Here is a 12552-nt window from a genome sequence, read left to right as displayed (position 1 = left end):
ACTAAATGAGTGACTATCGGAATCGGTCCCTGTGATAGACCAGACGCACCGGCGAGGAAAGCCGCCTTGCTTGAATTTCACGCGCGACAGTCTCCCGATACCGGCCCCTCCTCGCGACCGGCCGCCGCATGTCGCAAATAGGCTATCTTGCGACTGAAACCCGGCATGCCGTCCGACCCCGCCTTGAAATGATGCCGGCAACGGAAAGCGGTTCGGCCCTTGTTTCGGGGGACCTGCCGTTCTACCGCTTTTAATGTACGGAACGCGGATCGGTGTGTCATCTGCCGCTGGTCCGTTTTCATGATGGTCGGGGCTTCGCTTCATGGCGCGATATTCATTTCTGGAACTGGCCAAAAACGCCTTTTCCGCCCACAAGAACTGGGGCCGTCAGTGGCGCGCGCCGGAACCCAAGGCCGAATATGACATCGTCATCGTCGGCGCCGGAGGCCACGGCCTGGCAACCGCCTATTATCTGGCGAGCGAACATGGCCTGAAGAACATCGCGGTTCTCGACAAGGGCTGGCTGGGCGGCGGCAATACCGGCCGCAACACCACCATCGTGCGCTCCAACTACCTCTGGGAGGAAAGTGCTGCGCTCTACCAGCATGCGATCGATCTGTGGGAGGGCCTGTCCCAGGAGTTGAACTACAACGTCATGTACTCCCAGCGCGGCGTCATGATGCTGGCCCACACGGTTCACGACATTCAGGTGTTCAAGCGCCACATCCACGCCAACCGGCTGGCCGGCGTCCAGAACGAATGGCTGACGCCCGAGGAAGCCCGGGAGTTCTGCCCGCCCCTCAACATTCAAAAGAACATCCGCTATCCCGTCATGGGCGCAGCGCTGCAGCGCGTCGGCGGCACGGCCCGTCACGATGCGGTCGCCTGGGGCTATGCCCGCGGCGCCGACAGCCTCGGTGTCGACATCATCCAGAACTGCGCCGTGACCGGCATTCGCCGCGGCGCGGACGGTGCCGTTGAAGGCGTCGAAACCGCCAAGGGCTTCATCAAGGCGAAGAAGGTCGGCGTCGTCGCGGCCGGTCATACGAGTGTGCTGATGGAAATGGCCGGCGTTCGCGTGCCGCTGGAATCCAACCCGCTGCAGGCGCTCGTCTCCGAACCGGTCAAACCCGCCTTCCCCTGCGTTGTCATGTCCAACACCATCCACGCCTATATCTCCCAGTCGGACAAGGGCGAACTGGTGATCGGTGCGGGCACGGACCAGTTCGTCTCCTACAGCCAGACCGGCGGCATCCACATCACCACCCACACCATCGACGCCATCTGCGAGCTGTTCCCCATGTTCCGGCGCATGCGCATGCTGCGCAACTGGGGCGGCATCGTCGACGTGACACCGGACCGCTCGCCGATCATCGGCAAGACGCCGGTGCCGGGGCTTTACGTCAATTGCGGCTGGGGCACGGGCGGGTTCAAGGCCACGCCTGGATCGGGCCATGTCTTTGCCCACACGATCGCCAAGGACGAACCGCATCCGATCAACGCCCCCTTCACGCTCGACCGGTTCCGCACCGGCCGGCTGATCGACGAGGCGGCAGCCGCCGCCGTGGCACATTAGGAGACGTCCGATGCTGTTGATCGAATGCCCCTATTGCGGTGTCGAACGCCCGGAACTCGAATTCCGCTGCGGCGGCGAGGCCCATATCGCCCGTCCCGAAGATCCGTCGGGCAAGACCGACGAGGAATGGGCGGAGTTCCTCTACATGCGCACCAACACCAAGGGCGTCTACGCCGAGCGCTGGCGCCACATCCACGGCTGCGGCCGGTTCTTCAATGCGGTCCGCGACACGGTCTCCGACAAGTTCCTGAAGATCTACAAGGCCGGAGAGCCGATGCCGGATCTGGCGTCTTTGGCCAAGGAGGCAGGCAAATGAGCCAGCCCTATCGCACGGAAAAAGGCGGACAGATCGACCGCGACCGCAAGATCTCCTTCACCTTCGACGGCGAACGCATGGAAGGCTACGAGTGCGACACGCTCGCCTCGGCCCTGCTCGCCAACGGCGTTCATCTCGTCGGCCGGTCGTTCAAGTATCACCGCCCGCGCGGCATCCTGACGGCCGGCTCCGAAGAGCCGAACGCGCTGGTCGGCATCTATCGGAAAGGCGACCAGACCCCGAACCTGCGCGCCACGCAGGTCGAGCTCTATGACGGCCTTGAAGCCATCAGCCAGAACCGGTTCCCGTCCCTGTCCTTCGATATCGGCGCGGTCAACGACCTGCTGTCGCCCCTGTTCCCGTCAGGCTTCTACTACAAGACCTTCATGTGGCCGAAGGCCTTCTGGGACCGGGTCTACGAACCGGTGATCCGTGCTGCGGCCGGCCTCGGCAAGCCGCCGAAGAACCCGGACCACGACCGCTACGCCAATCTCTACGCCCATTGCGATGTGCTGGTGATCGGCGCGGGTCCCGCCGGTCTTGCAGCCGCCCTCGCCGCTTCGGAAACCGGCGCCCGCGTCATTCTCTGCGACGAGCAGGCCAGCCTCGGCGGGTCGCTGCTGAGCGAAACCACCGCCACCATCGACGGCAAGCAGCCGGCGGACTGGGCGGAGGATACGGTCGCAGACCTGGCCGCAAGGGACAACGTCACCCTGCTGCCGCGCACCACCGCCTTTGGATATTACGCCCAGAATTTCGTGGCGCTGGCCGAACGGGTCACCGATCACATGGCCGATCCCGACCCGGCCCTGCCGCGGGAGCGCCTGTGGCAGGTCCGCGCGAAGGAAGTCGTGATCGCCGCCGGCAGCATCGAACGGCCCATGGTGTTTCCGGAAAACGACCGGCCCGGCATCCTGATGGCCGGCGCGGCGCGCACCTATCTCAACCGCTACGGCGTGAAAGCCGGACAGAAGGTGCTGGTGGCGACCGCCTGCGACACCGCCTGGCAGGCCGCCTTCGATCTCGCCGACAACGGCGTGGAAATCGCGGCCATCGCCGACACCCGCAAGATCGTTCCCGAAGCCCTGATGACCATTGCCGAAGCGCGCAATATCAAGGTCCGGACGGGCTGTGTCGTGACGGCGACCCAGGGACGCAAGCGCGTCTCCGGCGCGCTGCTCGGCCACGTTTCCAGCACCGGGGCCGTCAGCTCCGCCGGCGACGTTGCCTGCGACGCCCTCCTGATGTCCGGCGGCTGGACCCCGACCGTCAGCCTCTATTCCCAGTCCCGCGGCAAGGTCGTGTGGGATGAGGCCAGCGGCAACTTCCTTCCGGGCGCTCATCCCCAGAACGAACGCTCCGCCGGCGCCTGCCGGGGGCTTTACGGCCTGAACGCGGTGCTTGAGGACGGGTATGCGGCCGGGGAAGACGCCGCGAAATCAGCAACAGGCAAGAGCGCGAAGTGCACCTATGCGGTTGCGACCGGCGCCCATGCCGGTGAAGGCGGCACCCTCGGAGACCTGCCGAACGACCGCGATGCCTCCCGCGTCAAGGCCTTCGTCGACTACCAGAACGACGTCACCGCCAAGGACGTGAAGCTTGCCGTGCGCGAGGGCATGCACTCCATCGAGCACATCAAGCGCTACACCACCACCGGCATGGCGACCGACCAGGGACGCCTGTCGAACATGAACGCCCTGGCGATTGCCTCCACTGCCCTGGACAAGCCCCTGCCGCAGGTGGGCCTGACCACCTTCCGCCAGCCGTTCACGCCGACCAGCTTCGGCACATTCGCCACCTCATCGCGCGGCGATTTCTTCGATCCCGTCCGCAAGACCCCGTCCCACCAGTGGGCCGTCGACAATGACGTCGTCTTCGAGGACGTCGGCCAGTGGAAGCGGTCGCGCTATTTCCCAAAGGACGGCGAGGACATGCACGGCGCCGTTGCCCGCGAATGCCAAGTCGTGCGGGAAAAGGTCGGCCTCTTCGACGGTTCGACGCTGGGCAAGATCGAGGTCGTCGGCCCGGATGCGGCGGAATTCCTGGAACGGATGTACACCAACCCGTGGAAAGGGCTGAAGCCAGGCCGCTGCCGCTATGGCCTGATGCTCAACGACGCCGGCTTCATCATCGACGACGGCGTGATCGGCCGGATCGCCGAGGACCGGTTTCATGTGACCACGACGACCGGTGGCGCGGCCCATGTCTTCGCCACCATGGAAGACTATCTGCAGACCGAATGGCCCGATCTCGATGTCTGGGTGACCTCGACCACCGAACAGTATGCGGTCATCGCCCTGCAGGGGCCGCTCGCCCGCGACGCCATCGCGCCGTTCATCTCCGGAATAGACCTGTCGCCTGATGCCTTCCCGCACATGAGCGTGGCGACCGGCACCTTCTCCGGCGTTCCCTGCCGGCTGTTCCGAATCTCCTTCACCGGCGAAATCGGCTTTGAAATCAACGTGCCGCGCCGCCACGGCACCATGGTCTGGGACACCATGGCCGCGGAAATCGAAAAGCTCGGTGGTGTCGTCTACGGCACGGAAACCATGCACGTGCTGCGTGCCGAAAAGGGCTACATCATCGTCGGCCAGGAAACCGACGGCACCGTGACCCCGGACGATGTCGGCATGAGCTGGGCGATCGGCAAAAAGAAGAAGGACTTCGTCGGCAAACGCGGGCTTGCCCGCCCCGACCTCATCGCCGAAGGCCGCAAGCAGCTCGTCGGCCTCCTTACCAAGGACCCTCGTATCGTTCTGGAGGAAGGCGCCCAGGTCACCAAGGTGCCGGATCCGGCCAAGGGCACGTCCGCGGAGGGCCATGTGACCTCCGCCTATCACAGCCCGGCCGCCGGCCGCTCCATTGCGCTTGCCATGGTCAAGGACGGCCGCGCGCTTCACGGAAAAACGCTTTACATCCCCATGCCCGGCGGTGCGATCGAGGTCGAAGTGACCGAACCCGTCTTCGTCGACAAGGAAGGAGGCCGCCTAAATGGCTAACCCCCTCTACCAGCCCGATGCGGCCGAAGAACCGGTTCTGAGCTTGCCTGCCATTTCCATGTTGAAAGCCGCGCCGCTCGGCCGGTTTTCCTTCCGTGGCCGCAAGGCGGCTCAGGACGCGGCCGCCAAGGCACTCGGTTTCGACCTGCCGCAGCAGCCGCTTACGGCCGCCGAAAGCTCTGGGAAGGCAGCCCTCTGGCTCGGTCCGGACGAATGGCTGCTGCTGGCCCCCGAAGACGATACCGAAGCCCTGCAGGCGGCCATGACGCAAGCAATCGGCGACGCGCCGCACGCGCTCGTCGACATTTCCCACCGTCAGGAGGCGCTGATCGTCACTGGCGACAAGGCCGAATGGCTGTTGAATTCCGGCATCCCGATCGATCTGGATGTGTCCGCCTTTCCGGTCGGCATGGTCACCCGCACGCTCTTCCACAAGGCGCCGGTCATGCTCTGGCGGATCGGGGACGACAGTTTCGTCGTCGAAGCCTGGGGGTCCTTCATGGACTATGTGGCCGGCCTGCTGGCGGAACCGGCAACAGAACTTCAGGCGGCTTGAAACAGCGGCTCGCCTGTAAGGGGATATACTTATTTAAGGACTGTGTGCTTGCCTTGGTTTTGAAGATCGAACCCAGGCAAGCCGATGTCCAATCTCCTTCCGGCAACCGAAATCAGGCTCTCCGAACTTCTCGGAGCCCTCAGCCATGCCCTTGATATTACCGAAGGCCAGCCGCGCGGGCATTGCGTCCGGTGCTGCTGGATCGGCTTTCATATCGGCAAGGCCTACGGGCTCGGCGAAACCGAACTCGTCGACCTCTACTACACGATCCTGCTGAAGGATCTGGGCTGCTCGAGCAACGCGGCCCGGATCTGCGAGCTTTATCTGGCCGACGACATTTCGCTAAAGCAGGATTTCAAGCTCATCGGCGGCAGCCTGTCGGAGGCCCTCCGGTTCGTGCTGTCCCATACCGGTCTCAAATCCGGACTGGCAGAACGGTTTCGAGCGATCATCAACATCCTTCAGAACGGTGGTGAAATCACCCGCGAGCTGATCGAGACGCGCTGCCATCGCGGCGCAGACATCGCACGCCAGATGCATTTCTCCCCGGCTGTCTGCGACGGGATCTACAGCCTGGACGAACACTGGGACGGCAGCGGCAAGCCGGACGGGTTTTCGGGAGAAAGGATCCCTGTCTTTTCCCGGATTGCGCTTCTGGCACAGGTGATCGATGTTTTCCGGACCAATGCCGGGTCGGACGCAGCGGTCAGGGAGGTGCGGGGGCGGACAGGAACCTGGTTTGACTCCGAGCTGGCAGACTGTTTCGAAGCGGTAGCCAACCATCCCGGTTTCTGGCAAACCCTGGACAGTGAAGACCTCGCCCCTCTGGTTTATGATCTGGAGCCGGCGCGCCTGGTCCGGACCGTGGACGAGGATCAGCTCGACGACATCGCCGCCGGCTTCGCCCAGGTCATCGATTCCAAAAGCCCCTATACCGCCGGTCACAGCGAGCGGGTCACCCTGTTCACTGATCTGATTGCCGAACAGCTCGGCTACAGCGAGCCGGATCGACGGAAACTGAAACGCGCGGCCCTTCTCCACGACATCGGCAAGCTCGGCGTCAGCAACATGGTGCTCGACAAGCCGGGCAAGCTCGAAGAGGACGAGTGGCAGGCAATCCGCCTGCATCCGGTTTTTTCCCACCAGATCCTGTCGCAGGTATCGGCATTCGCGGATCTCGCTCCGATTGCCCGCGGCCATCACGAACGCCTCGACGGCAAGGGGTATCCTGACGGGCTGTCAGGACATGAAATCAGCATGGAAACCAGGATCGTCACCACGGCCGATATTTTCGACGCCCTGACGGCAGACCGCCCCTACCGGGCCGCCATGCCCATCGAAAAGGCATTGCATATCATGACCGGGGACATCGGCACCGCGATTGACGAAACCTGCCTGACCGGGCTGCGGGCGGCTCTGGAAAAACTGGGTCGCATGCAGGCGGCATGACGACCGACCTCACGTTCCCGCATCCGTTTCACCCATCTTCGTCTTGATCCCTTAACCTTTCGCAGGGCAAATTCGGACCATGCTGAAGATCGGTTCCTACAATATCCAGAAAAGTATCGGGCTGGACGCGCGCCGGCGGCCGGAGCGTACGCTCAAGGTCATTTCCGAAATGGACTGCGACGTGATCGCCCTTCAGGAGGTCGACAAGCGTTTCGGACCCCGGGAAACCACGCTCCAGCCGGAACTGATCGCGGAGCTGACCGACTACAAACCGGTCCCCCTGGCGATCCGAGAAGGCAGTATCGGCTGGCATGGCAATGCGATTCTGGTCCGCCGGTCGATCAGCATCATCGACTTCAGACGTCTTGAGCTGCCGACCCTGGAGCCGCGCGGCGCGGTTATGGCGGACCTGAAAATCCAAGGACAGCAGATCCGCGTCGCCGCCATGCACCTGAGCGTCGTCGCGACTTATCGCAAACGCCAGATCGCCTCGCTCATGACCCAGCTCCATTCCCGCCCCTACGACCTGCCCACGATTCTGGTCGGCGACCTCAACGAATGGTGGGATACGGCCCAGAGCCTGAAGATGTTCAATCCTCATTTTCAGGTCACGACGCCGGGACGCAGCTTCCCGTCTCCGATGCCGGTCGCAAGCCTCGACCGGATCATCACCAGTCCGGAATTCAATGTCCTGGACACCGGCGTCCACCGTTCGGAGACCGCCCGGATCGCTTCCGATCACCTGCCTGTTTGGGCAAGTCTCACGCTGGTCCACAAGGCGCGCCCGACCACGCCTGCGGAAGAGGCGACCGCGGTCTGACCTTTTCCCGCCGTTTTCCATTTCGCACGCCCGATCCGGCCGAACGGCCGGCGGATATGCACCCTGCACATTTCAGAAAGGCAGTTTATCCCGGGAAGGAGGATAGACCTCTTTTGTCGTGCAGAATTCTAGGTTACGCTACCACTAGGAGAACATTCAGGAATTTTTGACGGAAAATGCAGGATTTTGCGCACAGCTTCACCCTGGCCGGCGAGTTGATCGTCAGTGGAAACGAAGACCTGGCCGAAATAATTGCCCTGTCCATGCGCGTGACCGCGACCGCGCTTGGCATTTCCGCGCTGATCGGACTGCCTTTCGGTGCGATTCTTGCTGTTTCCCGCTTTCCCGGACGCGGCGCCATTACGGTGCTGGCCAATGCGCTCATGGGCCTGCCGCCGGTCGTGGTCGGCCTCTCGGTTTACATGCTCCTGTCCAATGCGGGGCCGCTTGGGCCCCTGCAGCTGCTTTATACGCCGACGGCGATGATCATCGCCCAGGCGGTCCTGATCACGCCCATCATCATCGCCCTGACCCGCCAGGTCATTGCCGATCTGAACGCGGAATATGCCGACACCTTTCATTCCCTCGTCGTGCCCTGGCACACGGCGGTCGGTGCTCTTTTGTGGGATGCCCGGTTTTCCCTGATCACGGTTCTGCTTGCCGGCTTCGGCCGTGCGGTGGCGGAGGTCGGGGCCGTCATGATCGTCGGCGGCAACATCAACCACGTGACCCGGATGATGACCACGGCCATTGCCCTGGAAACCTCGCGCGGTGACCTGGCGCTTGCGCTTGCCCTCGGGATGGTCCTTTTGCTGATCGCCCTTGCCGTCAACGGCGCCGTCGCCTTCCTGCGCGGTACGGAACGGAGCGCGGCCCATGCATGAGGTCGTCAGCATTACCGCTCATTCGGAAATCCGGCTTCAGTCTGCGCCATCGCCGATGCCGCTGCAGGTCCGCAATCTGACATTTGCCACGGACAATACGGAAATTCTCAAGGGCATCGATCTGGATCTCGCCACGGATCACCTGACCGTCCTGATGGGACCGAACGGCGCCGGCAAAAGCGTGCTGCTTCGCCTGCTGCACGGCCTGCTCGAACCGACCTCCGGGGACGTCAGATGGTCCGGTCAGCCGTTGACGAAAGCCATTCGCAAGGAACAGGCGCTCGTGTTCCAGAAGCCTGTTCTGCTGCGCCGCTCGGTTTCCGCAAATCTGAACTTCGCCTTGGGACTGCGCAGAATCCCTGACAGGGCGATCCGGCTGAAGGAAGCCCTTGCGGACCTGGGACTTGAATCCCTGGCCAGACGTCCGGCCCGGGTCCTGTCCGGCGGTGAGCAGCAACGGCTGGCGCTCGCCCGCGCGCTGATCCTGAAGCCGAAGGTCCTGATGCTGGACGAACCGACCGCCAACCTGGACCCGGCCTCGACCCTGCTCATCGAGCAGGCAATCTCCAAGGTCCGGCGCTCCGGGGTGAAGGTGATCATGATCACCCATGCCCCGCACCAGGCCCGCCGCCTCGCCGAGGAGGTCGTCTTCATCCATGCCGGACGGATCACCGAGCACAAGCCGGCGAAGGCCTTCTTCGACCGGCCTGAATCCGAGGCCGCCCGCGCCTATCTGGCCGGCGAGATCCTTATCTAGGTCACAAACTCATAAGGGAGAGAACAGATATGAGCCTTTTCAAACGCCTGGCCGCAGGGGTCGTGGCAATCGGCCTGACGGTCGGAGCAAGTGCCGCAGCATTTGCGGCGGACAAATTCATCGTCGTCCAGTCGACCACGTCGACCCAGAATTCCGGCCTGCTCGACTATATCCTGCCCAAGTTCCAGAAAAAATCCGGGATTGAAGTCCGCGTCGTCGCGGTCGGTACCGGCCAGGCTCTGAAAAATGCCGCCAATGGCGACGGTGACGTCCTGCTCGTCCACGCAAAGCCGGCCGAAGAGAAATTCGTCGCCGACGGCTTCGGCGTGAAGCGCTTCGACGTCATGTACAACGACTTCGTCATCGTCGGGCCGAAGAACGATCCGGCCGGCATCAAGGGCATGACCGACGTGACCGCGGCCCTCAAGAAGATCGCCGACAGCAAGGCCATCTTCGCCTCCCGCGGCGATGACAGCGGCACCCACAAAAAGGAACGCGCCTTGTGGAAGCAGACGGGTATCGACCCGACCGCCGCATCCGGCGACTGGTACCGGGAAACCGGCTCCGGCATGGGCGCAACCCTGAACGCGGCTGCCGGCATGGGCGCCTACACCATGTCCGACCGCGCCACCTGGCTCGCCTTCAAGAACAAGGATGCGCTTGAAATCCTGACCCAGGGCGACGACCGCCTGTTCAACCAGTACGGCGTCATGCTGGTCAATCCGGAAAAACACCCGAACGTAAAGGCGGAAGCCGGCCAGGAATTCATCGACTGGCTGATCGGAGCGGAGGGTCAGAAAGCCATCGCTTCCTACAAGGTCGACGGCGAACAGCTGTTCTTCCCGAATGCGAAGGGATCCGCATCCAACTGACCCGATCGGGAAATTTGGACGGCAGACACGAAAACGGGGGGCTTGCCCCCCGTTTTTATATCCCCCGAACAGCCGGTTATCCGGATCAGCCCATCAGTGGGCGCAGAACGAAAAACAGCCCGCCCGACAGCAGCGCCGCAGCCGGCACGGTGATAACCCAGGCCGCAACGATCGTCATGAAGTGAGCCCTGCGCACCAGCATGCGCCGGTTCTGTTCTTCCCTGTTCCGGACAGGACGAACCTTCTTTTCCATCTGCACGTTGTTCTTGTTCAGGTATTCCATCCGGCGCGTCGAGCGTTCCGTGTACCATTCCCGGAAGAACCCGACGCCGAAGACCGCGCCGACCGCAATATGGGTCGAACTGACCGGCAGCCCCAGTCCGGAGGCGACAATCACGGTGATCGCCGCCGAAAGGGCGACACAATAGGCGCGCATCGGGTTGAGCTTGGTGATCTGCTGGCCGACCATGTTGATCAGCTTCGGACCGAACAGGAGAAGCCCGAAGGAGATCCCGAGCGCACCGACCGCCATCACCCAGAGCGGAATGGCCACCTTCGCGACGACCTCGCCAAGTCCGGCGGTGTGCACGATCGCAGCCAGCGGCCCGACCGCATTGGCAACGTCATTGGCGCCGTGGGCAAAGGACAGGAGTGCCGCAGAACAGATCAGCGGCAGCGCAAACAGCTTGCGCAGGGACTGGTTGCGGTTTTCAAGGCCCTCCGACTGCATCCGGATCAGCGGCCGGACGATGGCCCAGGAAACCAGTCCGATGACGAAGCCGCCGGCCAACGCCTCTAACAGGCTGATCTTGTAGAGGTGCTTCAGTCCCTTCATCGCCAGATAGGCTGCAAAGCAGCCCGTCATGATCGCGATCAGGATCGGGACCCAGCGCCGCGCCGCGGCGATCTTGTCGTCCTGATAGATGATGAAGGTCTTGATGATCGCCAGGAAGATGGCGGCGATCACGCCGCCAAGCAAAGGCGAGATCACCCAGCTGGCAACGATACTGCCCATTGTCGGCCAGTTCACCGAGGACATCCCGGCGGCCGCAATACCGGCGCCCATGACGCCGCCGACGATCGAATGGGTCGTCGAGACCGGCGCGCCCAGCCAGGTCGCGAGGTTGATCCACAAGGCCGAGGACACCAGAGCGGCCATCATCGCCGCCATGAAGACCGACGGATCGCTGACCATGTTGGGATCGATAATCCCCTTGGAAATCGTCCCGACCACATCGCCGCCGGCAATCAGCGCGCCTGCGCTTTCAAACAGGGCCGCAATGATCAGGGCGGTCACCATTGTCATGGCGCGCGAGCCGACGGCCGGGCCGACGTTGTTCGCCACATCGTTGGCGCCGATATTCAGCGCCATATAGGCACCGATGGCCGCGGCAGCCATGATCACCGCCGCTCCATGGGTGCCGGTCATGTAGATGCCGGCGACAGCCCCGGACAGAATGATGAAGAGAAACGCAAATCCGGGCGCAGCCAGACCCCGGCCGACATTGGTGGCGGCCTCCTCGATATAGGTGATCTTGTCCAGATCCTTGTCGAGGGTTGGCTTCTTGTAGCTCTTGTGAACGTCCATGCACCTCGTTCCCGGGCTTTCGGTCTCCGGGCGTAAGTACCCGGTCGTTCGCAGGGTGCAGGGATAAACAATTACGGCCAGGAATCAATTGCGCAGGAGCGCTAGTCCATAGATTTCTTAGCCATCTAATACAAAATTCGGCAGTTTCTCGGCCATTCGAGGGGCCCGGACCACTCAGTCGTGTTTGAAATGCGCCTCGAAACGCCTCAAGACCCGCTTCAGGCCCGGCTCGTCGGTCATCTCGATCGCTTTTGCAACCGGAACCCAGGCGACATCCCTCTGTCCGTGTTCCGGATAGTCCTTGAGCTGGTCTTTGGCCTTGACCAGGTAGACATCGACACGGATGCGAAGGTTCAGTCCGCCGTCCATCCCCTTGTAGGAGCGGAAATGGGCAAACGGCCTGCTTTCGGCCGAACCGACGACGCCCGCTTCTTCATAGGCTTCCGCCGCTGCCGTCTCATGGGCCGCTTCCTTCAGTTCCGGCCAGCCCTTCGGCAGGATCCACCTTCCGGTTCCGCGGGACGTCACCAGCAGAACCTCCAGCCCGTTCCGCGACTTGCGATAGCACATCGCGGCGACCTGAAGCCGGGGCGGCCGCTTGAATATGCCAACGAGGGTCTGCAGGAAAAGCGAAACTGACGGCGGTGTAAGTGCTGTTGTTGTCATCCGGGTCTATCGGGCGGGTTTATCGGGAATCGGAATAAGGATTTTCACTTAGGGAAATACGCCCAAGCC

11 protein-coding genes are annotated in these 12552 nt (G+C 62.9%); 9 read left to right on the top strand and 2 right to left on the bottom strand.

What is annotated here, in order from left to right; all coding sequences use genetic code 11:
• The first annotated feature begins 322 nt into the window (after positions 1–322).
• The 9 genes from HK439_RS02330 (at position 323) to HK439_RS02290 (ending at position 10229) form a co-directional block, all read left to right on the top strand.
• Positions 323–1576, top strand: coding sequence for a sarcosine oxidase subunit beta family protein (locus tag HK439_RS02330; protein ID WP_190289745.1), 1254 nt, complete (start codon positions 323–325; stop codon positions 1574–1576).
• 10 nt (positions 1577–1586) lie between these two features.
• Positions 1587–1892: a sarcosine oxidase subunit delta gene (locus HK439_RS02325; protein ID WP_190289744.1), complete on the top strand. Its 306-nt coding sequence runs from the start codon at positions 1587–1589 to the stop codon at positions 1890–1892.
• Entirely contained in the window at positions 1889–4891 is a 3003-nt protein-coding gene (locus HK439_RS02320; protein ID WP_190289743.1) for a sarcosine oxidase subunit alpha family protein, read from the top strand. Before HK439_RS02325 ends, HK439_RS02320 begins: the two co-directional genes overlap by 4 nt.
• Entirely contained in the window at positions 4884–5447 is a 564-nt protein-coding gene (locus tag HK439_RS02315) for a sarcosine oxidase subunit gamma (protein ID WP_190289742.1), read from the top strand. Before HK439_RS02320 ends, HK439_RS02315 begins: the two co-directional genes overlap by 8 nt.
• Positions 5448–5531: 84 nt before the next feature.
• Positions 5532–6896, top strand: a complete 1365-nt coding sequence (locus HK439_RS02310; protein ID WP_190289741.1) for an HD-GYP domain-containing protein — start codon at positions 5532–5534, stop codon at positions 6894–6896.
• Between the two features lie 79 nt (positions 6897–6975).
• Positions 6976–7716 carry an endonuclease/exonuclease/phosphatase family protein gene (locus HK439_RS02305; RefSeq protein ID WP_190289740.1) on the top strand — a complete coding sequence of 247 codons (741 nt, stop codon included), beginning with the start codon at positions 6976–6978 and terminating at the stop codon, positions 7714–7716.
• 176 nt (positions 7717–7892) lie between these two features.
• Entirely contained in the window at positions 7893–8600 is a 708-nt protein-coding gene (locus tag HK439_RS02300) for an ABC transporter permease (RefSeq protein WP_190289739.1), read from the top strand.
• On the top strand, positions 8593–9357 hold the full coding sequence (locus tag HK439_RS02295; protein ID WP_190289738.1) for an ATP-binding cassette domain-containing protein: 765 nt from the start codon (positions 8593–8595) through the stop codon (positions 9355–9357). Before HK439_RS02300 ends, HK439_RS02295 begins: the two co-directional genes overlap by 8 nt.
• A 29-nt stretch (positions 9358–9386) precedes the next feature.
• Complete coding sequence (locus HK439_RS02290) at positions 9387–10229, top strand: substrate-binding domain-containing protein (protein WP_190289737.1); 843 nt, start codon at positions 9387–9389, stop codon at positions 10227–10229.
• 85 nt (positions 10230–10314) lie between these two features.
• Here the strand turns inward: HK439_RS02290 and HK439_RS02285 are convergent, their stop codons facing one another.
• Together HK439_RS02285 and HK439_RS02280 are read right to left on the bottom strand one after the other, a co-directional pair.
• Positions 10315–11817: an inorganic phosphate transporter gene (locus tag HK439_RS02285; protein WP_190289736.1), complete on the bottom strand. Its 1503-nt coding sequence runs from the start codon at positions 11815–11817 to the stop codon at positions 10315–10317.
• A 174-nt stretch (positions 11818–11991) separates the two neighbouring features.
• Positions 11992–12483, bottom strand: coding sequence for an NUDIX hydrolase (locus tag HK439_RS02280; RefSeq protein WP_190289735.1), 492 nt, complete (start codon positions 12481–12483; stop codon positions 11992–11994).
• Positions 12484–12552 lie beyond the last annotated feature (69 nt).

It is taken from the genome of Roseibium aggregatum, assembly GCF_014692675.1.
GTDB classification, from domain to species: domain Bacteria; phylum Pseudomonadota; class Alphaproteobacteria; order Rhizobiales; family Stappiaceae; genus Roseibium; species Roseibium aggregatum_C.
Note: the sequence above shows the minus strand (reverse complement) of the source record. Positions and strands in the feature narration are given on the sequence as shown.

What these genes read in the sequence shown, in the direction of transcription:
- HK439_RS02315 (WP_190289742.1), top strand. Translation starts at nt 4,884, where the DNA reads ATGGCTAACCCCCTCTACCAGCCCGATGCGGCCGAAGAACCGGTTCTG.
- HK439_RS02325 (WP_190289744.1), top strand. Translation starts at nt 1,587, where the DNA reads ATGCTGTTGATCGAATGCCCCTATTGCGGTGTCGAACGCCCGGAACTC.
- HK439_RS02290 (WP_190289737.1), top strand. Translation starts at nt 9,387, where the DNA reads ATGAGCCTTTTCAAACGCCTGGCCGCAGGGGTCGTGGCAATCGGCCTG.
- HK439_RS02330 (WP_190289745.1), top strand. Translation starts at nt 323, where the DNA reads ATGGCGCGATATTCATTTCTGGAACTGGCCAAAAACGCCTTTTCCGCC.
- HK439_RS02310 (WP_190289741.1), top strand. Translation starts at nt 5,532, where the DNA reads ATGTCCAATCTCCTTCCGGCAACCGAAATCAGGCTCTCCGAACTTCTC.
- HK439_RS02280 (WP_190289735.1), bottom strand. Translation starts at nt 12,483, where the DNA reads ATGACAACAACAGCACTTACACCGCCGTCAGTTTCGCTTTTCCTGCAG.
- HK439_RS02295 (WP_190289738.1), top strand. Translation starts at nt 8,593, where the DNA reads ATGCATGAGGTCGTCAGCATTACCGCTCATTCGGAAATCCGGCTTCAG.
- HK439_RS02320 (WP_190289743.1), top strand. Translation starts at nt 1,889, where the DNA reads ATGAGCCAGCCCTATCGCACGGAAAAAGGCGGACAGATCGACCGCGAC.
- HK439_RS02300 (WP_190289739.1), top strand. Translation starts at nt 7,893, where the DNA reads ATGCAGGATTTTGCGCACAGCTTCACCCTGGCCGGCGAGTTGATCGTC.
- HK439_RS02305 (WP_190289740.1), top strand. Translation starts at nt 6,976, where the DNA reads ATGCTGAAGATCGGTTCCTACAATATCCAGAAAAGTATCGGGCTGGAC.
- HK439_RS02285 (WP_190289736.1), bottom strand. Translation starts at nt 11,817, where the DNA reads ATGGACGTTCACAAGAGCTACAAGAAGCCAACCCTCGACAAGGATCTG.